Source organism: Microvirga calopogonii (genome assembly GCF_003347665.1).
In the GTDB taxonomy this organism is placed as follows: Bacteria; Pseudomonadota; Alphaproteobacteria; order Rhizobiales; family Beijerinckiaceae; genus Microvirga; species Microvirga calopogonii.
Genome location: NZ_QDGA01000011.1, coordinates 22,301 through 43,994, shown reverse-complemented (window position 1 = coordinate 43,994; position 21,694 = coordinate 22,301). Strand labels below are relative to the sequence as shown.

At 62.7% G+C, this 21,694-nt stretch carries 26 protein-coding genes; 12 read left to right on the top strand and 14 right to left on the bottom strand.

Annotated elements, in window-relative coordinates:
• Positions 1 to 28: 28 nt before the first annotated feature.
• Together DDF70_RS11695 and DDF70_RS36530 are read right to left on the bottom strand one after the other, a co-directional pair.
• Positions 29 to 424, bottom strand: a complete 396-nt coding sequence (locus DDF70_RS11695) for a hypothetical protein (protein WP_114945047.1) — start codon at positions 422 to 424, stop codon at positions 29 to 31.
• A 95-nt stretch (positions 425 to 519) separates the two neighbouring features.
• Positions 520 to 687, bottom strand: a complete 168-nt coding sequence (locus DDF70_RS36530; protein ID WP_162820352.1) for a hypothetical protein — start codon at positions 685 to 687, stop codon at positions 520 to 522.
• Between the two features lie 253 nt (positions 688 to 940).
• Between DDF70_RS36530 and DDF70_RS11690 the strand changes: the two genes are divergently transcribed.
• The gene (locus DDF70_RS11690; RefSeq protein WP_114945046.1) at positions 941 to 1,168 is read left to right on the top strand and encodes a NepR family anti-sigma factor; all 228 of its coding nucleotides are present in this window, start codon (positions 941 to 943) and stop codon (positions 1,166 to 1,168) included.
• A 48-nt stretch (positions 1,169 to 1,216) separates the two neighbouring features.
• On the opposite strand, the gene DDF70_RS11685 is transcribed toward DDF70_RS11690, so the two are convergent.
• Positions 1,217 to 1,576: a hypothetical protein gene (locus DDF70_RS11685; RefSeq protein ID WP_114945045.1), complete on the bottom strand. Its 360-nt coding sequence runs from the start codon at positions 1,574 to 1,576 to the stop codon at positions 1,217 to 1,219.
• A 99-nt stretch (positions 1,577 to 1,675) separates the two neighbouring features.
• Positions 1,676 to 2,071: a response regulator gene (locus tag DDF70_RS11680; RefSeq protein ID WP_114945044.1), complete on the bottom strand. Its 396-nt coding sequence runs from the start codon at positions 2,069 to 2,071 to the stop codon at positions 1,676 to 1,678.
• Positions 2,072 to 2,503: 432 nt separating this feature from the next.
• On the opposite strand from DDF70_RS11680, the gene DDF70_RS11675 reads away from it, so the two are divergent.
• Entirely contained in the window at positions 2,504 to 2,692 is a 189-nt protein-coding gene (locus tag DDF70_RS11675; protein WP_162820351.1) for a hypothetical protein, read from the top strand.
• A 722-nt stretch (positions 2,693 to 3,414) separates the two neighbouring features.
• Here DDF70_RS11675 and DDF70_RS11670 read toward each other — a convergent pair.
• The 6 genes from DDF70_RS11670 to DDF70_RS11645 form a co-directional block, all read right to left on the bottom strand.
• Positions 3,415 to 3,675 carry a hypothetical protein gene (locus tag DDF70_RS11670; RefSeq protein WP_114945042.1) on the bottom strand — a complete coding sequence of 87 codons (261 nt, stop codon included), beginning with the start codon at positions 3,673 to 3,675 and terminating at the stop codon, positions 3,415 to 3,417.
• 290 nt (positions 3,676 to 3,965) lie between these two features.
• The gene (locus tag DDF70_RS11665) at positions 3,966 to 5,222 is read right to left on the bottom strand and encodes a porin (protein WP_114945041.1); all 1,257 of its coding nucleotides are present in this window, start codon (positions 5,220 to 5,222) and stop codon (positions 3,966 to 3,968) included.
• Positions 5,223 to 5,528: 306 nt separating this feature from the next.
• Entirely contained in the window at positions 5,529 to 5,738 is a 210-nt protein-coding gene (locus DDF70_RS11660) for a hypothetical protein (protein ID WP_342633912.1), read from the bottom strand.
• 196 nt (positions 5,739 to 5,934) lie between these two features.
• On the bottom strand, positions 5,935 to 7,491 hold the full coding sequence (locus tag DDF70_RS11655; protein ID WP_114945040.1) for an AMP-binding protein: 1,557 nt from the start codon (positions 7,489 to 7,491) through the stop codon (positions 5,935 to 5,937).
• Positions 7,492 to 7,508: 17 nt separating this feature from the next.
• Complete coding sequence (gene gpt, locus DDF70_RS11650; RefSeq protein WP_009494102.1) at positions 7,509 to 8,015, bottom strand: xanthine phosphoribosyltransferase; 507 nt, start codon at positions 8,013 to 8,015, stop codon at positions 7,509 to 7,511.
• A 41-nt stretch (positions 8,016 to 8,056) separates the two neighbouring features.
• Positions 8,057 to 8,803: a competence/damage-inducible protein A gene (locus DDF70_RS11645; RefSeq protein WP_114945039.1), complete on the bottom strand. Its 747-nt coding sequence runs from the start codon at positions 8,801 to 8,803 to the stop codon at positions 8,057 to 8,059.
• Between the two features lie 120 nt (positions 8,804 to 8,923).
• Here DDF70_RS11645 and sfsA point away from each other — a divergent pair, with 120 nt between their 5' ends.
• A complete protein-coding gene (gene sfsA / locus DDF70_RS11640; RefSeq protein WP_114945038.1) occupies positions 8,924 to 9,643 on the top strand; it encodes a DNA/RNA nuclease SfsA in 720 nt (239 codons plus the stop codon).
• A 169-nt stretch (positions 9,644 to 9,812) separates the two neighbouring features.
• Here the strand turns inward: sfsA and DDF70_RS11635 are convergent, their stop codons facing one another.
• Positions 9,813 to 10,640: an FkbM family methyltransferase gene (locus DDF70_RS11635; protein ID WP_114945037.1), complete on the bottom strand. Its 828-nt coding sequence runs from the start codon at positions 10,638 to 10,640 to the stop codon at positions 9,813 to 9,815.
• A 258-nt stretch (positions 10,641 to 10,898) separates the two neighbouring features.
• On the opposite strand from DDF70_RS11635, the gene map reads away from it, so the two are divergent.
• Complete coding sequence (gene map, locus DDF70_RS11630) at positions 10,899 to 11,720, top strand: type I methionyl aminopeptidase (protein ID WP_114945036.1); 822 nt, start codon at positions 10,899 to 10,901, stop codon at positions 11,718 to 11,720.
• Positions 11,721 to 11,813: 93 nt separating this feature from the next.
• Entirely contained in the window at positions 11,814 to 12,500 is a 687-nt protein-coding gene (radC, locus tag DDF70_RS11625; protein WP_114945035.1) for a RadC family protein, read from the top strand.
• A gap of 29 nt (positions 12,501 to 12,529) precedes the next feature.
• Here the strand turns inward: radC and DDF70_RS11620 are convergent, their stop codons facing one another.
• On the bottom strand, positions 12,530 to 13,126 hold the full coding sequence (locus DDF70_RS11620) for an exopolysaccharide biosynthesis protein (RefSeq protein WP_114945034.1): 597 nt from the start codon (positions 13,124 to 13,126) through the stop codon (positions 12,530 to 12,532).
• Between the two features lie 76 nt (positions 13,127 to 13,202).
• Positions 13,203 to 13,472 carry an usg protein gene (locus DDF70_RS11615; protein ID WP_114945033.1) on the bottom strand — a complete coding sequence of 90 codons (270 nt, stop codon included), beginning with the start codon at positions 13,470 to 13,472 and terminating at the stop codon, positions 13,203 to 13,205.
• A gap of 208 nt (positions 13,473 to 13,680) precedes the next feature.
• Between DDF70_RS11615 and DDF70_RS11610 the strand changes: the two genes are divergently transcribed.
• Positions 13,681 to 14,529 (top strand): methionyl-tRNA formyltransferase, encoded by an 849-nt coding sequence (locus tag DDF70_RS11610; protein ID WP_114945032.1) that lies wholly within the window; start codon positions 13,681 to 13,683, stop codon positions 14,527 to 14,529.
• A 467-nt stretch (positions 14,530 to 14,996) separates the two neighbouring features.
• Here DDF70_RS11610 and DDF70_RS11605 read toward each other — a convergent pair whose 3' ends face one another.
• On the bottom strand, positions 14,997 to 15,524 hold the full coding sequence (locus DDF70_RS11605) for a flavin reductase family protein (protein WP_114945117.1): 528 nt from the start codon (positions 15,522 to 15,524) through the stop codon (positions 14,997 to 14,999).
• 301 nt (positions 15,525 to 15,825) lie between these two features.
• Between DDF70_RS11605 and DDF70_RS11600 the strand changes: the two genes are divergently transcribed.
• The 6 genes from DDF70_RS11600 (at position 15,826) to DDF70_RS11575 (ending at position 21,511) form a co-directional block, all read left to right on the top strand.
• Positions 15,826 to 16,746 carry a branched-chain amino acid ABC transporter permease gene (locus DDF70_RS11600; protein WP_114945031.1) on the top strand — a complete coding sequence of 307 codons (921 nt, stop codon included), beginning with the start codon at positions 15,826 to 15,828 and terminating at the stop codon, positions 16,744 to 16,746.
• Between the two features lie 14 nt (positions 16,747 to 16,760).
• Complete coding sequence (gene livM / locus DDF70_RS11595) at positions 16,761 to 18,173, top strand: high-affinity branched-chain amino acid ABC transporter permease LivM (protein WP_114945030.1); 1,413 nt, start codon at positions 16,761 to 16,763, stop codon at positions 18,171 to 18,173.
• A complete protein-coding gene (locus DDF70_RS11590; RefSeq protein ID WP_114945029.1) occupies positions 18,173 to 19,015 on the top strand; it encodes an ABC transporter ATP-binding protein in 843 nt (280 codons plus the stop codon). The genes livM and DDF70_RS11590 overlap by 1 nt, the downstream gene beginning before the upstream one ends.
• Positions 19,012 to 19,779: an ABC transporter ATP-binding protein gene (locus DDF70_RS11585; protein ID WP_114945028.1), complete on the top strand. Its 768-nt coding sequence runs from the start codon at positions 19,012 to 19,014 to the stop codon at positions 19,777 to 19,779. The genes DDF70_RS11590 and DDF70_RS11585 overlap by 4 nt, the downstream gene beginning before the upstream one ends.
• Positions 19,779 to 20,141, top strand: coding sequence for a DUF6867 family protein (locus DDF70_RS11580; RefSeq protein ID WP_114945027.1), 363 nt, complete (start codon positions 19,779 to 19,781; stop codon positions 20,139 to 20,141). Before DDF70_RS11585 ends, DDF70_RS11580 begins: the two co-directional genes overlap by 1 nt.
• A gap of 242 nt (positions 20,142 to 20,383) precedes the next feature.
• The gene (locus DDF70_RS11575) at positions 20,384 to 21,511 is read left to right on the top strand and encodes a branched-chain amino acid ABC transporter substrate-binding protein (protein WP_162820350.1); all 1,128 of its coding nucleotides are present in this window, start codon (positions 20,384 to 20,386) and stop codon (positions 21,509 to 21,511) included.
• Positions 21,512 to 21,694: the final 183 nt, after the last annotated feature.

Below are 21,694 nucleotides of genomic sequence, written 5' to 3'. Positions count from 1 at the left end.
TGACATCCGTCAGAGAGGACCGTCGTCCTTAGCGCTGGGCCGCCGATTGGACTTCAGCAGTTCCGGGACGCTGGATTTTGCTCTCATGGAAGCGGCGCACCACATCGCTGCCGATGCTCGTCCTCAGGGTGCTCGCAGGTTGATCACGGTTGGCCGCATAACAATCCTGCATGGCAAACTTTTCGTTGGCCTTGGGGTTGTAAAACGTCTTTTCCGTGCGGTTATAGGTCCACGGCTCGTCGTTGCAGTTTCGCCCGAAAGCCCCGATCGTATTCTCGATGGCCATCCATTTGAGACCGGAACCGGGGCATTGCCCCTCATACTGCCCGCTATAGGCCCCGATGCGCGGATAACAGCTCGTCTGGGCGTGGACCGCGCCGAGTGACGACAAAAGGATCGCGGTGGACAGGATCGCTCTGGACATAGGTTCATTCGAGAAAGTTGCGGCTCAGATTAGCAACATCGATGACGCAAGGGAATGTGCCTGTGGGCCAGAACCGCTTCCGATAGGCGGCACCTTCAGCGGCTGGTCCAAGCCCGCAGGGCCAGAATCGGCGTCAGGATCGGCCAGCCGAAACCGGCGATCAGGATATGATCGAGACCAATCCCTTCGTCGCGGTCGATGGTGGTCGAGACTGCCAGCAGCAGGATCACACCGCACAAATAAACCATGAGAACTTCACGCATGAACCCAGCCCGCCTTTGTCGTTAAGGTCGAGCTTTGGCGCAGTGTTCACTTGAATCCAATGCGACCGGGGGTCGCCGCATTCTTTCGTACTAGATGCTCGGAAAACTCTATCGGGACAAGGAAGCTTGTCCCAATTGCGGGCCAGTGCCTCACATTCGGCAAAAAACTATTCTTTTCCATCAACTTATCCGAAACCCAATCCAACCTCGCCCGTTCTCAAGCTCAAGGACGAACAACAGATGGAGGGCATGAATGCCAAAGCGGCACCATCCTCATGCCGCAGGGCCCCAGGGAGAATGGAGCATCGGCTCCAGCAATCTGACCCCGACCGGCCAGTCGGAGCTCCTGAAGGACCTGGGACGGCAATTGCGGCAGAACTATCAGAATGTCCTGAAGGAGCCTGCCCCCGATCGCATCCAGCAACTGCTGGAGCGCCTGGAGCAGACTCATTACCCTGAAGAAGAAGACGAAGGTCTTTAGACCACCAGACTTCCCCTTCGGAAGTCCCGATAGGCCGGCGACATGGAATCAGGCTCTGCGGCGATCGCGACGGCCGGATTCTGCTTGGCGCGGGATGAGATTGTAGATCAGAAATCCAGTCAGGATCCCGGCTCCCAGCAGCACCAGCGGGTACGACCGAGCGCTTTGAACGACATCGGATGCCTTCTCCCGCACGACGTAGAGAGGTGCGGAGTCGTGGATCAGGCGTTCGGCGCGCCTGAGATTCGCGCGGCGCGTATGAATTTCCAGGTCGTACCCATCGTCATCCTCACGCTCGTGGACGGAGATGCTGTTGCGGGCGAACCCGCCGGACACCAGGCGCTGAACGGCCTGGTTGGCCTCCTTGCGGGACGGGAAGCTGCCTGTGGCGATGGACGTGTGCGGCATCAGTCATTCCTTTCGAACTGCTGACGCAAATTCCTGGCAAGCGCCAAGGTTCCACGCGCACCGTGGGATTGAAGCCTGAACACGCCCCTCGCTGTGGCGTCAGTTCCGCCGGGAAGCGTCCGCAGCCTTCTCGGCCTCCATCAGGACGTCCAGGGCTTTCCAGGGCTTCTGCATGAACCGGACATCCCGCGGCACATCGACTTCGCGCTGATCGAGAGGCCGCCCGGAGGTCAACAGAGTTCGCACCCACGGCCATTTCAGGCGCACGGTCCGAACCAAGTCCAGACCATCCATCAGGCACGGCAGGCGAACATCGGCGAACAGGAAGGCCACTTCGTCGGAATGCTGCCGCAGGTAATCCAGGGCTTCTTCCGCGCTGGACGCTTCGACAACCTTGAGGTCGGTCTCCTCCAGGAGGGCTGCCGCCAAGCCTCTCACCTCGAAGTCATCTTCGACGATCAAGGCAACACGATTAGGCTCAATCCTCTGTCCCATCCGGCGATCTCCTCTTGTTGCTCGGCGGCTGTTCTTGGAGCCCTCTGCGGGTACAAAGACGCGCAAGGCTCGGTGATCGTTGGAAAGACCGGCCCGGAAACGCAAAGCGGGTGGTCGGCGTGACGCAACAGAACGCGGTGCAAGCAGCTGTCCCGCTTGCCGCGCTTCAAAGCACAGTGTTCGAGGGGCCGAATACAAAAACTCAATTCCCCGGTGGTACGACCACCGGGTGCTGCCCTGATCACAGAACGGTGAACTTCACGCTCCGTTTCAGCTTGGCCGTCAAGAAATTTGCCACGGGGACGTTTTTGCCTTGGAGGAACCTGCCCCCAGGCTGTAGCTTAAGCTGAGAACCGACCGTCCGCAGGTGAGATCCCGACTGTGCTCAAGGAGACCAAGCTTCATCAAGAGTTCTTGGATCTGGAGCAACACATGCGGCTTCTGGATCGGCAGCTTGCGGATGCCATACAACGCATCCGTCACGGCTCCTCCCCCGATCTCGTCGAGAAGGCGAAGGAGGACGAGAAGCATCTTCTCTCGGAACTCGATCGCTTGATGACCCGGATGCGCGCCGTCGAAGGCCAGCTTCTCCAAATTCAGAAAACCGCCACGCGGCATTAAAGCATCGGATGTGAAGTCGAACTCACGTCCGATGCTTTAAGCTTTTGGCTTAACGTATCGTTTCACGCGAAAAGAGGATCCGGTTTCTCGCTTGAACACTGGGTTCTTCAAGGAGCGGAGCATCGTGTGCGGCAGCACACCTCGCCCAGCGCCCTTCAGGTGCAAGGTGACGTGCAATTTACGTTAGGTCATATTACGAAGAGGATGAGCCATGACCTTCGACGGCTCTCATCTCACATCCCGGACTGGAATTACTGGTGATCGAGCGCCCCGGCGGCTTGGCATTCCATTGGTACCGACATTGCTCGGCGCATTGGCCGCCCTGAATGTCGTGTCGGTCGTCATGTTTCTGATGGAATAGCTCGCTCCGCCGAGATTCAGGGCAACAAAGCCGGCACGAGCAACATCAAGAGCCGCAAGGCGCTTCGACGAAGAAGCAGCCTTGCAGATTCATGGATACGAGCCTGTGCATCGTGCGGGACGGAAGATCCGTGTCAGGCGATGCGCGGGCCGAAAATGACCATCGGATAGCCCCAAAAGCCAAAGTGCTTTTGGGTCCGATGCCCTATCGCAGTCCGAGGAACGACAAGATGGCGAGAACGACCACGATCGCTCCGATGAGCCAGATGATGTTGTTCATGATGATGCTCTCCTGACAATGGAATTGACCCCATGGCAACGGTCAAGGTGAGCCTTCGTTCCGTCGTTCAAGGCACATCGGATTATTCGGAAACACAGTCGGTCACATCCTGGCCGGCCACGTTTCCGGCCGGGCCGATCTGCCGCCTCGACACGGTCGAGCATGCCTCATGGGTGAGCCCCCGGCTCGTGTCCGCCTGGACGCGGCCGTCATAGACGCGGCCCGTTTCATAGCCCGGCCCGGATTGATATTCCCAGGTCGAAACACCGGCGGCACCCACGCATCCGGACACGCCGACTGCAAGCATCGCAACAGAAGCCAGGTTTCTGAAGGCTTTCGACATCGCTAACCCCGATCGTTTGTTCTCGCCTGTCACACGCGACCTTATAGGCAGCACTTCCGATACGGCAACGCGCCGCATCGAGCATCGGGCGCAAAAGCAGGCGCCGATTCGGAATCGACGGGTGCGACGGAACAATGGATTGAAGCCCCGGATGTAAAGCCGATCTCACGTCCATAGCTTTGGTGTGTCGAGGCGGAAAGCGGGTTCGCATTTCGCGCCCGGTGCGCCGCATTCAAAAGAAAACCCCGGTGTTGCCACCGGGGTTTTCCGATCCGATCGGGAGGAGCCGATTAGAAGTCGCGCTGAACGCGCAGGCGTCCTTCCCAGGAGTCGCTGTCTTGGCCGCCGTTCGGGCCACGCGGATCGAGGTTGGAATAGAGAACCTCAACACCGATATCGAGACCTGAAACCGGAGACCAGATCAGGTTCGTGCCGACGCGCCACTCGCTGAAGTCGAACAGCGATGCGCTGACAAAGGCAGGCGCGAAGGCCGCAACGCCGTTGTTGCTGTACTCGACGCGGGCATACGAGCCGAACACGCTCTGGCGGACGGTCGGGGTCCAGTAGTGGTTCAGACCACCGGCGATCGACCAGCCGCGGCCGGTGTTGATATCGCCGTTGGTGCCGATATAGCCGTCGACCACGTCGCGGGTGGTTGCGCCGGCCGTGACGTTCGGGTCGAAGCCCAGGTAACCGAGAGCGCCGTCCGCATAGGTTGCGGCAAGCCAGAGGGCGTCGCCTTCGGCCAGAGCGGGCAGGTTGACGTAGCCCTGAGCCGTGACGGCCCAGCCGAGCTTCGTATCCGGATAATCGTTGAAGCCACCGAGAGAGGTGATCACGTTATCGCTGCGCAGCTGGTGCAGGGCGCCGCCGAGCTGGGCCGAGCCCCAGGTGCCGGCATACTTCAGGTTACCGACGATGTCGGGCATCGTCTGACCGGCTTCGGTGAACACCGAGGTGTTCGCGAAGGTGGTGCCGGTGAAGCTGCCTTCTTCGATCGCCAGCGTGGCCGAGAAGCCGTTACCGAACGAGAAGGTGTAGGCGAAGGCGTTCACCGTCGGAGCGTCGTAGAAGCGCAGCGTGCCCCAGTTCTCGTTCGGCAGGTCGCTGTTCATGAAGAACGAGATCGTGCGACCGGCGGTGAGGCCGCCGAACTGAATGAAGGCCTGGTCGACGTTGGGCGAGGTCGAGCTGAAGCCGTACGAGCCGGTATCGCGGGTCATCTCGAAACGCACGAAGGTGCGGAGCAGACCGTAGGCGGTGGCGGTACGGGCATCGAGCTGGATGCGGCCACGAGCACGGAAGCCGATGGCGTCCTGAGCGCGATCGTTCGGCTCAACGTAGAGGAATTCGGCGCGAACACGGCCGCCGATGCGGAGGCAGGTTTCGGTGCCGGGGATGTAGAAGAAGCCTGCGCCGTAGGTGGAGCAGACGCGTACGTATTCGACGGCAGCGGCCTTCTTCGCAGGAAGGTCCGCAGCTTGTGCCCCTGCGATAGCCGCGAGACCCGCGACCGATCCGAGGAAGAGGCTCTTAGCGAGCTTCATGGTTGTCTCCAAAAGTTCCTGAGTCCGTGACTCATATACAACCGTGACCATAATCAAGCGTCGGCTTCGTGCAACGGGTGCAGCCACGCTGTTCGCCCATACAGACGCAATCTGCTGAAAAGATAAGCAAATTTTGACAGCGTGCAGGATTATCTCGGCCAGCGTGTCATTATTTCAACAGAGGAGATACGCCGCCCGGAGCAGAGTTACGTTGGGTCGTTGAGAGCGCCGGCTCGGTCATTGGAACGACCGGACCGGAGAGAGCGAAATTGCTTTCCATCGCGCGACCAGCAGGTCGCTTGGTCCTCAATCGTCGTAGAAATAATCCGCGTCCCGGCAGACGTAACCGACGAAACATTGCGGCGTATCCCGCGCCGGTACGTAGCGCGGATCGATGGTCTCGTTGTTTTCGCAGAAACTGCGGTCGCGGACGTAACGGTCGTAAGTGTACGTGCCCGTGCCGAGTACAACAGCGCCGCGCGAAAATACGAGGCCGCGAGCCTGATCGCAGGTCATACTGGGTGTGAAGGGCCGATTCTGAGCGAACGTGCTCGAAGCAAAACACAACGCAACCAGAACAAGAGCAACTCGTCTCATACCCGGACCCTTCATACAGACGCATCCGACGGGAGCACATTTCACGCATTACAACGTGGAAAGGCGGACCCGGTTACGCGCTGGTTCGAGGTTTTCCGGAAGAGAGCTTGGGGATCTAAAGCATCGGCTGCAGACGACGCGCCAACTCGACGGCGGCGGCGTAGTCGGTCTTGCCCGAGCCCAGGACCGGAATGCCGGAGACGAGGATGGAGCGGGGCATCCAGAGTTCGGGAAAGCCCTGCGCCTTGGCATGAGCCAGCAGCGCGTCCCGGTCCGCATCCGGCTTGTCCGTGATGAGGATGATCTGCTCGCCCTTGCGCGGATCCGGCACGGCCACGACCACATGGCTGTTGTCGGGCCAGAGGCTCTGAACCGTCGCCTCGATGGCGGCCAGCGATATCATCTCGCCGCCGATCTTGGCGAAACGCTTCGCCCGGCCCCGGATGGTGACGATCCCGTCTTCGACGGTGACGATGTCGCCGGTATCGTGCCATCCCTCGACGGGTGGACGGATGCCTCCCTGCGCCGTCGGATCGAGGTAGCCCTTCATCACGTTCGGGCCGCGCACATGAAGGCGACCACCCTCGTGGATGCCCTCGACCGGGTCAAGCCGCCACTCGATCCCCGGCAGGATCGGCCCGACAGAGCCGGGTCTGTTGCGATCCGGCAGGCTCACGGCGATGACGGGCGAGCATTCGGTGGCACCGTAACCCTCCAGGATCACCGTGCCGTACTTGGCCCAGAGCGTGCGCGTCTCGTCCTTCACCCGCTCGGCGCCGGCGATGACGTAACGCACGCTCGCCAGATCGTTCTCGCCCGCCGCGCGGGCATAGCCCTGCAGAAAGGTATCCGTTGCCAGCACGATCGTGGCGCGGGTGCCGGCCACGAGCTTCGGGATCTGGCGATAATGGAGCGGGCTCGGATAGAGCACGGACTTCATGCCGTTGAGAACCGCGGTCAGCAGCCCTGCCGTCAGGCCGAAGGAATGGAAGATCGGCAGGGGGTTGAAGAACACGTCGTCCGGCCGCAGCACGTCGCCCGCGAGCGCCTTGACCTGATAGGCGTTGGCGACAAGGTTGGCGTTCGAAAGCGCCACGCCTTTCGGCACTCCCTCCGAGCCGGACGTGAACAGCACGACGGCCGGATCGTCGGGCGCCACCGCGGCTCCGGCGTGAACGCGCCGCGCCATCCAGGAATCGACGAGGCCACGAAGCTTGTCGAAGCTCGTCAGCTGCGCACGAACATCCTCCAGCCACAGGACCCGCCGCCCCTCCCCCAAGGTCGCCACGATGTCGTCGAGCTTGCCCTGCTCGACGAAGCGGCGGGAGGTGACGATGGTCTCGATCCCGGCCAACTCGCAGGCCGCCTTCAGGTTCTTGATTCCGGCCGTGAAGTTCAGGAAGGCCGGAACGCGTCCGAACGCGTTGAGCCCGAACAGGGTGACGGCGATGGCCTGGACGTTCGGGAGCAGCACGCCGATCGTCTCGCGCTCGCCCGTCAGGCCTGCCAGTTTGCGCCCGAGGACGAGCGAGCCCAGGACGAGGCGCCCGAAGGTGATCGGCTGGCGCTCGAGGTCCTCGAGAGCGACCTTGTTCCGGCCGAACCGGTCCCTCGCATCGAGAAGGGCGCCGAACAGGCTCTTGCGCGTCCGCGCGATGTCGAACTCCGTCACGGGCGCCCCTCGATCCGTCAGCCAGCCGAGCCTTCGCGGATCGGAGCCTGATAGGCCAGGCCCATATCCCAGGGGAAGTAGATCCAGGTATCCTGGCTCACTTCCGTCACGAAGGTGTCGATCAGGGGACGTCCGGCGGGTTTCGCGTAGACTGCTGCGAAATGTGCGTTGGGGAGCATGTCGCGTACGATCTTGGCGGTCTTGCCGGTATCGGTGAGGTCGTCGATCACGAGGACGCCCTTACCTTGCCCGTCGCCCACGGCCTTGATCGAAGGCGCGATGTCCTTCAGCACCTGAAGGTCGCCCTGGTTCTTGTAGTCGTGATAGCTCGCGATGCAGACGCTCTCGATGAGCCGCAGGTCGAGCTCGCGCGCCACGATGGCGGCCGGCACGAGGCCGCCGCGGGTGATGCAGACGATCGCCTCGAACGGACCGGCGGAGGCCAGACGCCAGGCGAGAGCCCGGCAATCGCGGTGGAACTGATCCCAGGAGACGGGGAAGGCTTTTGGAGAGGTCGGGGACATTGTTCTGCTCGTATAGGGCTGTCGGGTAAAACAATTAACTCTTACAGGGGCGCCCGGTCGCCTTTCAGGCGACCGAGAAGCTCACGCACGGCGGCGGCGGCACCTGCGACCGCATCCGGGTCCTTGCCGCGCACGACGATCTGGTTGCGAAAGCCGCTCGTCGAGAACGACGGATAGGACCCGATGGACACACCCGCGTTCGACGAGGCGATCCGGCCCAGGCCCTCGGCATAGATGCCCTCGGCCAGCCCCTCGGCTTCGATGGTCTCGATGATCATGCGGGCGCCGGTCTGGAGCGACGGCGCGATGATGTCGAGCATGGCCTGCATGATGGACGGCACGCCCGCCATCACGAACACATTGCCGATCCGGAACCCGGGCGCCTTGGAGATCGGGTTCTCGATGAGATCGGCCCCTTCGGGGATCCGGGCCATGCGCAGGCGGGCCTCGTTCAGCTCGTGCGGCTGGTAGCGCTCCTGCAGCATGGCGACCGCCCGGGGATCGTGCCCGATCCCGACATTGAACGCCTTGGCGATGCAGTCGGCCGTGATGTCGTCATGGGTCGGTCCGATGCCGCCGGTGGTGAAGAGATAGGTGTAGCGGCCGCGCAGGGCGTTGACCGCCGCCACGATCTCCTCCTCGACGTCCGGCACCACGCGCACCTCGCGCAGATCGATGCCGATCCCGGTCAGGTACTCGGCGATGTAGCCGATATTCTTGTCCTTGGTGCGCCCCGTGAGGATCTCATCGCCGATGATGAGGAGGGCGGCGGTAACGGAGATGGCCATGCGCAGCGATCCTTTTGACGGCGTTTAGCCTCAGAAACGGCAATTCTCAAGCAAGGGTTCAGTTGAACCTCAGCCTTCTCCCCTGCTACCAGGGATTTTTCGTTCAAACGTTGGATTTTGATGCGTTTTCAGGAAACCCTGCTCGAGGGACGTCTCATCGAGCGTTACAAGCGATTTCTGGCGGATATCGAGCTCGATACGGGCGAGGTGGTGACGGCCCATTGCGCCAATCCCGGTGCGATGATGGGCCTGAAGGAGCCCGGCAGCCGGGTCTTCCTCTCGCGGGCGACGAACCCGAACCGCAAGCTCAAGTACAATTGGGAATTCGTGGAGGTCGCGGCCGGCGGCGGTCCACGCCAGCTCATCGGCATCAACACCTCTCGGCCCAATCTCCTAGTGGCGGAAGCCCTGGCGGAGGAGCGCCTGGCCCCCTTCGCGGGTTACGACCGGATCAGGCCGGAGGTGAAATACGGCCGGAACAGCCGGGTCGACTTCCTGCTCGAAAAGGCCGGCGAGCCGCCCTGCTACCTCGAGGTGAAGAACTGCCACCTGATGCGGGAGGCAGGCTTTGCCGAGTTCCCGGACTGCATCGCCGCCCGCAGCGCCAAGCACCTCTACGAACTCGCCAACATGGTGGACACGGGCGCGAGGGCCGCCCTCGTCTATGTCATCCAGATGGATGCCGAGCGCTTTGACGTGGCCCGCGATATCGACCCGGCCTACGACAAGGCCTTCCGGCATGCCCTTGCGGCAGGTGTCGAGTCCTACGCCTATGTCTGCCGCATCACGCCCGAAGAGGTGACCATCGACCGGCCCGTGGAGATCGTGACGCCGCGGTGAGCGTCTTCGCAGCCTAGCTCATCAAGCTCTCCCCTCATCCTGAGGAGCAGCGAAGCTGCGTCTCGAAGAATCGTCCAGAGCGCACGGGAGACGCCCTCGTCTTTCGAGACGGCCTGACGGCCTCCTCAGGATGAGGGCTGTTTTGGACGCCTACGTCGCGTCGGGCTTATCACACCCGCTCGAAAGCGAGATTCATCTTATTCTTGAGGATCTGCCGGTAACCCTTGCTCTTCAGGAGCTTCACCACGTCGATCTGCCAGCGATCCGGCACATTGGCGACGATGAACAGCGAGGGGTAGAGGGACGCGGGGGCATCCCGGAAGAAGGGATCGAGCACCAGGTCCTCGGCCCCCTCGACGTCGAGCTTGATCGCATCGACTCGGGTCAGGCCTTCCCGCTTCAGGAGTTCCAGCATCGTCACGGCGGGAACGCGAATTGTATCCGTCTGGCTCGAATTGACGATCTTCAGGCTCGCCTCGCCCCGGTTGAGGGGATCGAGGAAGAGAGTCAGCTCGCCGGTCTTGTCCGCCACCGCGCAGTCCACGGCCTTGATGGTGTAGGAGGGGTTCTGGCGGATGTTGTAGATCAGGCGGTCGAAGATCTCCGGCTGCGGCTCAACGGCCAGGATCCGCACCGGAACGGCGCCCGCTTCCCGGGCGACCGAAAGGGCGTACCAGCCGACATTCGAGCCGATATCGATGAAGGTGAATCCGTCCGCGACCCGGGAGGTCAGGATCTTGATCTCGTCCATGTCGAAGTATTGCGGCGTGAACAGGATGCGCCGCTCGCAAACGTTCTTGTAGGGATAGAGCCGCATGCGCAGGCCGAAGGTCTCGAGATCGAGCGGCAGCCCCTTCAGGGTCTTCATCGCCAGGCGGCGCAGCATCAGGGCCACCCGGCGGCCGGCCCATCCCTCGGGCAGCCCGCGCGTGCGGTCGATCACCCAGCGGGCGAGTCCTGAAGGCGCAAAGTCGCCGAAAGGGCGAGAATCATTCATTAAGCGAGAATCCACGGCCACCGAATGGGATGAACAGGGTTGCTCATGACACCCTCGCGCGCCAATCGCAAGCGCGACAGCAGGTCTTTAGAGCATCGTGCGGAAAAGTGGGTCCCGGTTTTCGCTGACGCGGCCCTCTGGGTCCGCGAGGACGATGCTCTCATTCATAAAGGAAGCATCGGATGGATCAATCCGATGCTTTAACTTGCGTCACGCGCGGCGATCCTTACATTCCGGACAGGAGTTCAAGGAACGAAAATGACCGAAACCGACGTTGTCGAGCGCAAGCGCTCCGCCGAGATCCCGCTGCACGGGCCGGCGGATTTCGAGGCCATGCGGCGGGTGTGCCGCATGACGGCCGAGTGCCTCGACATGCTGACCGACCATGTGAAGCCCGGCGTCACGACCGAATATCTGGACAAGCTCGCCTTCGAGTTCATCCGCGACCATGGCGCCTATCCGGCCTGCCTGAACTATCGCGGCTATACCAAGACGATCTGCACCTCGATCAACCATGTGGTCTGCCACGGCATCCCGAACGACAAGCCCCTGCGCGACGGGGACATCATGAACATCGACGTGACCCTGATCCTCGACGGGTGGCACGGCGATTCGAGCCGGATGTACTATGTGGGCGAGGTGCCCCGCCGGGCCCAGCGGCTCTGCGAGATCACCTACGAATGCCTGATGCGCGGCATTGCCGCGGTCAAGCCCGGGGCCACCACGAACGATATCGGAGCGGCGATCCAGTCCTACGCCGAGGCCGAGCGCTGCTCGGTGGTGCGGGACTTCTGCGGCCACGGCCTCGGCCGCGTGTTCCACGACTCGCCGACGATCCTCCATTACGTGGAGCCGGCCTACAACGTGGAGCTGAAGCCCGGCATGCTCTTCACCATCGAGCCCATGATCAATCTGGGTCGCCCCCAGGTGAAGGTGCTCTCCGACGGCTGGACCGCCGTGACCCGCGACCGCTCTCTGTCGGCCCAGTTCGAGCACACGGTCGGTGTTACGGAAACCGGCGTCGAGGTCTTCACCTTCTCGCCGAAGGGCCTGGACAAGCCGCCTTACGCCGCAGCTTGACACTAGCCTGATGCGTCGCTTCATGCCTACAAAGTAACATCGGCACACCGACCTCTCTTACGGAGTGCCGCAAGGCAACGGCGACGGGCGGGCATGAGCGGCGACGAGACTCCCCATTATCACGGCCATCGCGACCGGCTGCGCGCGCGCTTCATGGAAACGGGCGGCGACCCGCTGCCGGATTACGAATTGCTGGAGCTCGTGCTGTTCCGCTCGATCCCGCGCCGGGACGTGAAGCCCATCGCCAAGGAACTCATGAAGCGCTTCGGCACCTTTGCCGAGGTGCTGGCGGCTTCCCCGGCCCGGCTCATGGAGGTGGACGGGATCGGCGAGAGCGTGGTGACCGATCTCAAGATCGTCGAGGCCTCGGCGCGCCGTCTCGCCAAGGGCGAGGTGACGAAGCGGCCGGTCCTGTCCTCCTGGACCTCCGTGATCGATTATTGCCGCACCGCCATGGCCTTCATGGACAAGGAGCAGTTCCGGCTGCTCTTCCTCGACAAGCGCAATGCGCTCATCGCCGACGAGGTGCAGCAATCGGGGACGGTCGACCATACGCCGGTCTATCCGCGCGAGGTGGTCAAGCGGGCGCTCGAGCTCTCGGCTTCCGCCCTCATCCTCGTGCACAACCACCCTTCCGGCGATCCGACCCCCTCCTCGGCCGACATCAGGATGACCCGCGAGATCATCGACGTCGCCAAGCCGCTGGGGATCATCGTCCACGACCACATCATCGTCGGCCGCGAGGGACATGCCAGCCTGAAAGGCCTGAAGCTGATCTGAGTGCCCGAAGGGGGCGACCGCACGGAAACCTAGAAGAGCGTCTCGATCCCGGCGAGAATCGCGTAGACGAAGCCGAGGCTCAAGGTCATGCCGACGGAGCCGATGATCAGGCCGCCGATGATCACCAGTCCGTCGCGCTCGACGAGGCCCAGCCCCACGAGGCACACGGCAAGACCAAGGGGGATCTGCCCGACGAACGGGGGCGCGAAGAGCAGTCCCAGGGACAGGACCAGGATGACCGCGCCCATGAGCCGCATGGAAAGGGGGGTGTCGAGGACGGTCATGCGCGGACGCGAGATGCGCTCCAGCCGGCGAAAGACCGGGATCGCCCGGCTGACGGCCCGTTCCACGTCGGTGCGGGCCACTGACCGGTTCATGAGCTGGCGCGGCAGCCAGGGCGCCTCACGGCCGAAGGTGATCTGGATGGCGACGAGCGCCAGGAGCAGGCCGCAGACCAGCGGGATCGGCGGCGGCATGGGCAGGCAATTCGGCAGGCCGAGGAGGACGATGAGAAGAGCGAAAGCCCTGTCCTGAAGCACGGTCATGATCTGGCGCACGGTGAGGCGCTCGCCGGGCTGTGAGGCAAGGGCGAGCAGAATTTGTGAAGTGCGCGCGTTGGAAAACAAGGAGCCCTGACAGGTTCGGGGATGCTCAGGGCGCCTCTCTACCTGACTTAAGGTCCGGGGCCAAGGGTTTGAGGCCTCAATGGATGTTGATCTCACCCTGGATCGCCCGAAATTCCGCCGGCCTGATCAGATGGGCGTGGGTAACGGTGACCGAATGCAGCGGACCGGCGAGCTCGCGCTTCCAGAAATCGAGAAAGTCGATGAGAACGGGGAACCGGGGGGCCAGATCGTATTCCTGCCAGATATAGGTCTGGAGAAAGCTCGGGTGATCCGGCATGCGGTAAAGGATCTTGGCGGTCGTCAGCCCGTAGCCTTCCATCTGGCGGATGAAGTCCTTGGATACCATGCGAACTCCTTCTTTCAAGCTCCAGCAAGCCCTTCCGACAGGTATCCGCCCCAACGGCACAGGCGGTTCCCTGCCCTATGCTCAAGGCTAAATCTTGAGTGCGATTCCAGGTTCCCGCAACCCGATGGGGTTGCACATTCATGCGATGTTGCGTTGATTGCCAGGAAGCACGTGTGAGCCAGGACACCGGATAAGGAGATCACCGGGAATGCGCTTTGCCTTCGCCGGAATCGATTTTCTCGGAGATGTTTTCGAGACGTTGCTCGCTCGGGGCTGGGAACCGGTCAAACTCTTCAGCCGGCCCTGCGACGGAATCTACGACTTCAACGACGTGACGGTCGCCCGCGCGCGCACCTTAAGGCTGCCGATCCAGATGTCGCGGATCCTCCCGGCGGATCTGGCCGGGCTCAAGGCCATGGGGTGCAACGCCCTGGTGGTGGCGGGCTATCCCTGGCTGATCACCGGCTGGGAGCGGCACCTGCCCTTCGCCGTCAACTTCCATCCTTCCCCGCTTCCGATGGGACGCGGCCCCTACCCGCTCTTCCAGGCGATCCTGGACGGCCACCCCGAATGGGGCATGACGGCCCATCGGCTGGAGCCCGCCTTCGACACGGGCGCCATCGTGGCGCAGACGCGGTTCGCCTTAAGCGGAACGGAAACGCACGACACGCTCCTGGCCAAGTGCCAGATCGCCGCCAAGGAGATTTCCCTGCAGCTGCTCGACGATCTCCCGCGGCTCTGGGACGAGGCGCGCCCCCAGGGCCCTGGGACCTATTGGCCCCGGATCACGCAGGCGCAGCGGACGATCCATTGGGCGGGAGGCGTCCAGGACATCATGCGAACCGTCCGCGCTTTCGGGTCCATCGAGGCCTTCGCCCAGATCGAGTCCCGCTACGTCTATGTGTGGGAGGCCACTGGTTGGGAGGAGCCGCACGCCTACCGGCCCGGCACCCTCGTCCACAAGCACCGCCGGCACATGGTCGTGGCCGCACGCGACGGCTTCGTGCAGGTCACGGGCTGGAGCCCCTACGCACCGGGACCGGCGAGAGGCAAGTAGCGTCCCTGCCCGCTTCAGCGCCGGCGCTTCACCAGCTTCCAGGCCTGACGGAGGATGAAAATATTGCGGATGAGCTTGAACATCGGGTTTCCTTGAATTTCTTCCTGTCATTCAAGGAAAGGATGGACCGGAAGGTTCCAAGCCAGGCCGCAGCACGGACGATGCCTCTCGGCTCGGGTAGCCAATCCTTCAGGATTTTTACCCATCGGTTGCGGAACCAAGCCTCCCGCAGGGCATTATTCCGGTACGAAGGCCATGTGCCCCCAAGGTCTTCGAGACCCTCAAAGCCCTTCACCGCCCACGTGAAGGGCTTTTTCTTTGCCCCGAGAGTTCAACGCCAAGCTGAAACCCTCGGGCGCTTCGAACATTTCTCTGTCGAAGGCTATCCTGTTGGCCTTCAGGACCGGGAGGCCTCCTCATGTGCCGGCGACGGCGGGTGAGGAGGCCTTTCCGTTTGTCCACAGATTTCAGAGCTTCTGGTAATGCCGCCCCTGGTAGACGAGCGTGGGCTTGCGTTCCCCCAGCCGGATGCGAACGATTTCGCCGATGATCACGTGATGGGTCGCGACGATCCGGGCTTCTGTAATGCGGCAATCGAAGGAAACGAGGCTGGTCGTCAGCGCGGGCGAGCCCGTATCGAGCTTTTCCCACTCCCCGCGGGCAAAACGTTCCTGCCCCTGGAGGCCGGTGCGTCCCGCGAAGATGTCGGCGAGGGCCTGATCCTCGGCACCGAGGGTATTCACGCAGAACACCTTGTTGGCCAACAACGCCTGGGCCGAGCGTGACGCGGTGTTGACGCAGACCAGAAGCGAGGGCGGGCTGTCCGTCACGGTCGTGACGGCCGTGGCCGTGAAGCCCGCGCGTCCGGCGGCGCCGTCGGTCGTGACCACGTGAACGGCGGCAGCGACCCGGCTCATGCCTTCCCTAAAGAGAACGGCATCGGGACTGGCGGCACCTGTGCCGGCGGAATCGGGAGAGGCTTGAGAGTTCAACATGATGTTCCGACAAGCCTCTTCCACTCTTTCGGGGCAGAGCACAAGGCTGTTCGGAACCATATGGTTCCTGGTCTTAGCCTTTGGAAGCAGTAGTCAGACGGGAACTTGCCCAGTATTGGATCAGCCCCTGCCGCTTATTCCATCATGAGTGGTAATAGGAAACTTAACAGAAAGTTGTCGAACGGAAATCCGTTTGCTAGAGACACCAGCATCTTACGTCAGGCTTGGCGTTGCTCAGGCATCGTGCTTTCCTACGGTGTTTCCCAAGAATGACCCCGATCCAGAGGGGCAAGGGTAGGACATGGAAATCTTTGTGCAGCAGCTCATCAATGGGCTGACTCTGGGGTCGATCTACGGCCTCATCGCCATCGGCTATACGATGGTCTTCGGCATCATCGGCATGGTGAACTTCGCCCACGGCGACGTCTTCATGCTCTCCGCCTTCATCGCCCTGATCTTCTTCCTGATCCTGACCACGTGGCTCGGGATCTCGTCGGTGGTGCTGGCGCTGTTCTTCGTCCTCATCATCGCGATGGTGCTCACCTCCCTGTGGGGCTGGGCCATCGAGCGGATCGCCTACCGCCCCCTGCGCGGCTCGTTCCGCCTGGCGCCGCTGATCTCGGCCATCGGCGTCTCGATCTTCCTGTCCAACTTCGTCCAGGTCGCCCAGGGCGCGCGCAACAAGCCGACCCCGCCAATGGTCGGCGACGTGATCGTGTTGTTCCAGGGCGCGAGCGGCTACAACGTCGCCCTCTCCTACAAGCAGATCATCATCATGGTCGTGACGGCCGTGCTGCTGACGATCTTCTGGTACGTCGTCCAGAAGACCTCTCTCGGTCGCGCCCAGCGCGCCTGCGAACAGGACCGCAAGATGGCCGCACTTCTCGGCATCAACGTGGACCGCACGATCTCCCTCACCTTCGTGATCGGCGCGTCGCTCGCGGCGGTCGCTGGCACCATGTATCTGCTGTATTATGGCGTGGTGAGCTTCAACGACGGCTTCGTGCCGGGCGTGAAGGCCTTCACGGCAGCGGTTCTGGGCGGCATCGGCTCCCTGCCGGGCGCCGTCCTCGGCGGGCTGATCATCGGGCTCATCGAGACCTTCTGGTCGGCTTATTTCTCGATCGAGTACAAGGACGTGGCCGCGTTCTCGATCCTCGCCATCGTCCTGATCTTCATGCCCTCCGGTATCCTCGGACGGCCTGAGGTCGAGAAGGTTTAAGGAGCCTGAAGAGCATGAACGCTCCTTCCATCACCACCGCGGGCCAGACCCAGGCCGTGACGCGGAAATTCGACCTGAGCGCCGCCCTGAAGGACTCCTTCAAGACCGCGCTGATCATGCTGGGTCTCTCGATCCCGATCCTGGCCTACAAGACGGATCAGTCCGGTGCCGATCTCTTCCTCACGCCCCGCTGGGGCCTGGTGGCGATCATCTGCGCCATCGTGTTCGGCCTGCGCCTCGTGCTGCACGCCTTCACGGCCTCCCGCGCCTACCGCCAGGCGACGCCCAGCGCGCACCAGGCGACGGAGCCGGTCCATGCGGAGCCGAGCGCCTTCCAGCACGTCTCCAAGTTTGCCATTCCCTTTTTCCTCGGCGTGGCGCTCGCCTTCCCGTTCCTGATCTACCTGATCCAGGGCGGATTGAACGAGTCGCGCTACTGGGTCGATCTCGGCATCCTGATCCTCACCTACGTGATGCTCGGATGGGGCCTGAACATCGTGGTGGGCCTCGCCGGCCTGCTCGACCTCGGATACGTGGCCTTCTACGCGGTCGGCGCCTATTCCTACGCCCTGCTCTCGACCACCTTTGGCCTGTCGTTCTGGATCTGCCTGCCGCTTGCCGGCATCCTGGCTGCGTTCTGGGGCATGATCCTCGGCTTCCCGGTGCTGCGCCTGCGCGGCGACTACCTCGCCATCGTGACCTTGGCCTTCGGCGAGATCGTCCGCCTCGTCCTCATCAACTGGGTGGACCTGACCAACGGCGGCGCCGGCATCTCGTCGATCCCGCGCGCCACCTTCTTCGGCATCCCGTTCACCAACGGCGAAGGCGGCTTCGCGCAGACCTTCGGGCTCGAATTCAACGGCATGCACCGGATCATCTTCCTCTACTACCTGATCCTGGCGCTGGCGCTGATCACCAACTTCGTCACCATGCGCCTGCGCAAGCTGCCCGTGGGACGGGCCTGGGAGGCCCTGCGCGAGGACGAGATCGCCTGCCGGTCCCTCGGCATCAACACCACGAACACCAAGCTGACGGCCTTTGCCATCGGGGCCATGTTCGGCGGTTTTGCCGGTTCGTTCTTCGCGGTCCGCCAGGGCTTCGTCTCTCCGGAGAGCTTCAACTTCCTGGAATCGGCGATCATCCTGGCCATCGTGGTGCTCGGCGGCATGGGATCGCAGATCGGCGTCGCCATCGCGGCCATCGTGCTGGTCGGCGGCCCCGAGATCCTGCGCAACCTGACCTTCCTGCAAGCCATCTTCGGATCCGGATTCGACCCGAACGAGTACCGCCTGCTACTCTTCGGCGCCGGCATGGTGGCGATGATGGTCTGGCGTCCGCGCGGCCTGATCTCGGAACGTGAACCCTCGGTGATCTTGAAAGAGCGCAAGGCCATTTCCGGCTCGCTCGTGAAGGAAGGACACGGCTAATGCGCTGGCTGCAGGATCCCATCCTCGACGTACAGCATCTCACGATGCGCTTCGGCGGCCTCGTTGCCGTCAACGACCTCTCCTTCCAGGCCGGGCGCGGCGACATCACCGCCCTGATCGGTCCCAACGGAGCGGGCAAGACCACGGTCTTCAACTGCATCACCGGCTTCTACAAGCCGACCGAAGGCATGGTCGCCCTTCGCAAGCCCGACGGTTCGCACCTGTTGCTGGAACGGCTTCCGGGCTTCGACATCAACTGGAAGGGCAAGGTCGCCCGTACCTTCCAGAACATCCGCCTGTTCTCAGGCATGACCGTGCTCGAGAACCTGCTGGTGGCCCAGCACAACCCGCTCATGATCGCTTCGGGCTTTACTTTCCTCGGCGTCCTCGGCCTCGGCGGCTACCGCAAGGCCGAGAAGGAGGCCATCGAGAAGGCCAAGTACTGGTTGGAGAAGGCGCGCCTGATCCACCGGGCGGACGATCCGGCCGGTGACCTGCCCTACGGCGACCAGCGCCGCCTGGAGATCGCCCGCGCCATGTGCACGGACCCGCTCCTGCTCTGCCTCGACGAGCCTGCGGCCGGCCTCAATCCGCGCGAGTCGCTGGAGCTCAACGAGCTGCTCCTGTCGATCCGCAAGGACAACGGCACGTCGATCCTCCTGATCGAGCACGACATGTCGGTCGTGATGCAGATCTCGGACCACGTGGTGGTGCTCGATTACGGCACCAAGATCTCGGACGGCGCACCGGCCGAGGTCAGGAACGATCCCAAGGTCATCGCCGCCTATCTCGGCGTGGCCGATGACGAAGTCGAAAAGGTCGAGGCTGAGGTGGGCGCATGACCGCTGCAACGAGCATTCAACAAGCCGCCATCGACGCAGGCCGCCAGCCACTTCTCAGCGTCCGTGGCGTGAAAACCTATTACGGCAACATCATCGCCCTCAAGGGCGTCGATATGGACGTTCATGAAGGCGAGATCGTCACGCTGATCGGCGCCAACGGTGCCGGCAAGTCGACCCTGATGATGACGATCTTCGGCAACCCGCGTTGCCGCGAGGGCAAGATCACCTATGCGGGCCAGGACATCACCAAGATGGCCACCCACGAGATCGCCCGCATGTCGATCGCGCAGTCTCCCGAAGGCCGGCGCATCTTCCCGCGCATGACGGTGTTCGAGAACCTTCAGATGGGCGCCTCCCTGCACAACATGGCGCATTTCGACCAGGATCTGGAACGGGTCTGCACCCTGTTCCCGCGCCTGAAGGAACGCCTGCAGCAGCGCGGCGGCACCCTGTCGGGCGGCGAGCAGCAGATGCTGGCGATCGCCCGGGCCCTCATGAGCCGCCCGAAGCTCCTCCTCCTGGACGAGCCCTCGCTCGGTCTCGCTCCCCTGATCGTCAAGCAGATCTTCGAGATCATCAAGGAGCTGAACCAGAAGGACGGCATGACGGTCTTCCTCGTGGAGCAGAACGCCTACCACGCCCTCAAGCTGGCCCATCGCGGCTACGTGATGGTGACGGGCAACATCACCATGAGCGGCACCGGCAAGGAACTGCTCGAAAATCCGCAAGTGCGGGCAGCCTATCTCGAAGGGGGGCATCACTGATGCAGGGCATCCTCTACGAAGAGCCGTCGATCTGGCTCTTCCTTCTCATCACCGTGATCATGGGCGGCTGGGCCGCCTGGATGACCGGGCGGGCCATCGCCCTCACCTGGCGCCCCTTCTGGACCCTGATCATCTACCTGTTCATCCTCGGCGCCGCGGTGCGCTTCATCCACTTTGCCCTGTTCGGGGGGACGCTGCTGTCGATTCATTATTATGCCGTCGACACCATCGTGCTGCTGATCATCGGGGCGCTGGGTTTCCAGTACCGCCGCGCCCGCATGATGACGACGCAATACCGCTGGCTCTACGAGCGGACAGGCCCCTTCTCCTGGCGGGAAAAGGCGTCTGCGGCCAAGGGCTAAGCGCATCGTGCGGAAAGGAGGTTCCGGCTTTCCGCAACGAACGATGCGCCGCTTTAAGAAGCCGGAGCATCGGTTTGATCCCAAAAGTGTAATCCACTTTTGCGTCCGATGCTCCGGCCTAAAAGATTCCCAGGTGACATCCGCTTAAAAAACAGCATGATGTTACCTCGGATGACGGGTCTACCGTCAAACCGGCCCCACAAGGAAGAGGGGCCTATAAAACCACCCAGAGGAGTGACCTCATGAAAAAACTGCTGTTGACCGGCGTGGCGCTTGGTCTTGGCCTCGCCTTCTCCAGCGCTGCCAGCGCCCAGATCAAGATCGGCGTCGCTGGCCCCGTCACCGGCCCGAACGCGGCGTTCGGCGCCCAGCTGAAGAACGGCGTCGAGCAGGCCGTCGAAGACATCAACGCAGCCGGCGGCATCAATGGCCAGAAGCTGCAGATCGTCGTCGGCGACGACGTGTCCGACCCCAAGCAGGGCGTGTCGGTGGCGAACAAGTTCGCCGCTGAAGGCGTGAAGTTCGTCGTCGGCCACTTCAACTCCGGCGTGTCGATCCCGGCCTCGCAGGTCTACGAGGAATCCGGCATCGTCCAGGTCACCCCGGCCTCGACGAACCCGCAGTTCACCGAGCGCGGCATGTGGAACACCTTCCGCACCTGCGGTCGCGACGACCAGCAGGGCGCCGTTGCCGGCGGCTACCTCGCCGACAAGTTCAAGGGCAAGAAGGTCGCTGTCGTTCACGACAAGACCCCCTACGGCAAGGGCCTTGCCGACGAGACCCAGAAGGCCATGAACGCGAAGGGCCTGAAGGAAGTCGTCTACGAAGGCATCAACCCGGGCGAGAAGGACTATTCCGCGCTCGTGTCGAAGCTGAAGCAGGCTGGCGTCGACGTCGTCTATTTCGGCGGCCTCCACACGGAAGCCGGCCTCATCATCCGCCAGATGCGCGACCAGGGCCTCAACGCCCCGCTCATGTCGGGTGACGGCATCGTGTCGGCCGAGTTCGTCTCGATCGCCGGCCCGGGCGCCGACGGCACCCTGATGACCTTCTCGCCGGATCCGCGCAAGAATCCGAATGCGAAGGACGTCGTGGCCAAGTTCAAGGCCAAGAACTACGAGCCGGAAGCCTACACGCTCTACAGCTACGCCGCTGCTCAGATCCTGGCCGAGGCCGCCAAGCAGGCCGGCAGCACCGATGGCAAGAAGGTCGCCGACATCATGAAGTCGGGCAAGCCCTTCAAGACCGTCATCGGCGATATCTCCTACGATAAGAAGGGCGATATCACCCGTCCGGACTACATCATGTACGTCTGGAAGAAGGGCGCTGACGGCAAGATCGACTACACGGGCAACGAACTCGCCATGTAATCGATCGGCCTGAAAGCCGACATTCGGAAACCCGCCCTGTCGCCAGGGCGGGTTTTCTTATGGATATTGGATAAACCTGGACGTCATGGCCGGGCCCGTCCCGGCCATCCCGATACGGAGAAGCGCGGCGCCTCCCACATCGGGATCACCGGCACAGGGCCGGTGATGACGTGCGAAGTGAAC

Bases quoted from the DNA above. Each gene is read 5' to 3' on its own strand.
- DDF70_RS11695 (WP_114945047.1), bottom strand. From the start codon at position 424: ATGTCCAGAGCGATCCTGTCCACCGCGATCCTTTTGTCGTCACTCGGC.
- gpt (WP_009494102.1), bottom strand. From the start codon at position 8,015: ATGTCCCCGACCTCTCCAAAAGCCTTCCCCGTCTCCTGGGATCAGTTC.
- DDF70_RS11675 (WP_162820351.1), top strand. From the start codon at position 2,504: ATGCGGCTTCTGGATCGGCAGCTTGCGGATGCCATACAACGCATCCGT.
- DDF70_RS11660 (WP_342633912.1), bottom strand. From the start codon at position 5,738: ATGACCTGCGATCAGGCTCGCGGCCTCGTATTTTCGCGCGGCGCTGTT.
- DDF70_RS11600 (WP_114945031.1), top strand. From the start codon at position 15,826: ATGGAAATCTTTGTGCAGCAGCTCATCAATGGGCTGACTCTGGGGTCG.
- DDF70_RS11635 (WP_114945037.1), bottom strand. From the start codon at position 10,640: ATGAATGATTCTCGCCCTTTCGGCGACTTTGCGCCTTCAGGACTCGCC.
- DDF70_RS11590 (WP_114945029.1), top strand. From the start codon at position 18,173: ATGCGCTGGCTGCAGGATCCCATCCTCGACGTACAGCATCTCACGATG.
- radC (WP_114945035.1), top strand. From the start codon at position 11,814: ATGAGCGGCGACGAGACTCCCCATTATCACGGCCATCGCGACCGGCTG.
- DDF70_RS11670 (WP_114945042.1), bottom strand. From the start codon at position 3,675: ATGTCGAAAGCCTTCAGAAACCTGGCTTCTGTTGCGATGCTTGCAGTC.
- DDF70_RS11690 (WP_114945046.1), top strand. From the start codon at position 941: ATGCCAAAGCGGCACCATCCTCATGCCGCAGGGCCCCAGGGAGAATGG.
- DDF70_RS11665 (WP_114945041.1), bottom strand. From the start codon at position 5,222: ATGAAGCTCGCTAAGAGCCTCTTCCTCGGATCGGTCGCGGGTCTCGCG.
- DDF70_RS11575 (WP_162820350.1), top strand. From the start codon at position 20,384: ATGAAAAAACTGCTGTTGACCGGCGTGGCGCTTGGTCTTGGCCTCGCC.
- DDF70_RS36530 (WP_162820352.1), bottom strand. From the start codon at position 687: ATGCGTGAAGTTCTCATGGTTTATTTGTGCGGTGTGATCCTGCTGCTG.
- sfsA (WP_114945038.1), top strand. From the start codon at position 8,924: ATGCGTTTTCAGGAAACCCTGCTCGAGGGACGTCTCATCGAGCGTTAC.
- map (WP_114945036.1), top strand. From the start codon at position 10,899: ATGACCGAAACCGACGTTGTCGAGCGCAAGCGCTCCGCCGAGATCCCG.
- DDF70_RS11580 (WP_114945027.1), top strand. From the start codon at position 19,779: ATGCAGGGCATCCTCTACGAAGAGCCGTCGATCTGGCTCTTCCTTCTC.
- DDF70_RS11645 (WP_114945039.1), bottom strand. From the start codon at position 8,803: ATGGCCATCTCCGTTACCGCCGCCCTCCTCATCATCGGCGATGAGATC.
- DDF70_RS11615 (WP_114945033.1), bottom strand. From the start codon at position 13,472: ATGGTATCCAAGGACTTCATCCGCCAGATGGAAGGCTACGGGCTGACG.
- DDF70_RS11610 (WP_114945032.1), top strand. From the start codon at position 13,681: ATGCGCTTTGCCTTCGCCGGAATCGATTTTCTCGGAGATGTTTTCGAG.
- livM (WP_114945030.1), top strand. From the start codon at position 16,761: ATGAACGCTCCTTCCATCACCACCGCGGGCCAGACCCAGGCCGTGACG.
- DDF70_RS11585 (WP_114945028.1), top strand. From the start codon at position 19,012: ATGACCGCTGCAACGAGCATTCAACAAGCCGCCATCGACGCAGGCCGC.
- DDF70_RS11685 (WP_114945045.1), bottom strand. From the start codon at position 1,576: ATGCCGCACACGTCCATCGCCACAGGCAGCTTCCCGTCCCGCAAGGAG.
- DDF70_RS11605 (WP_114945117.1), bottom strand. From the start codon at position 15,524: ATGTTGAACTCTCAAGCCTCTCCCGATTCCGCCGGCACAGGTGCCGCC.
- DDF70_RS11680 (WP_114945044.1), bottom strand. From the start codon at position 2,071: ATGGGACAGAGGATTGAGCCTAATCGTGTTGCCTTGATCGTCGAAGAT.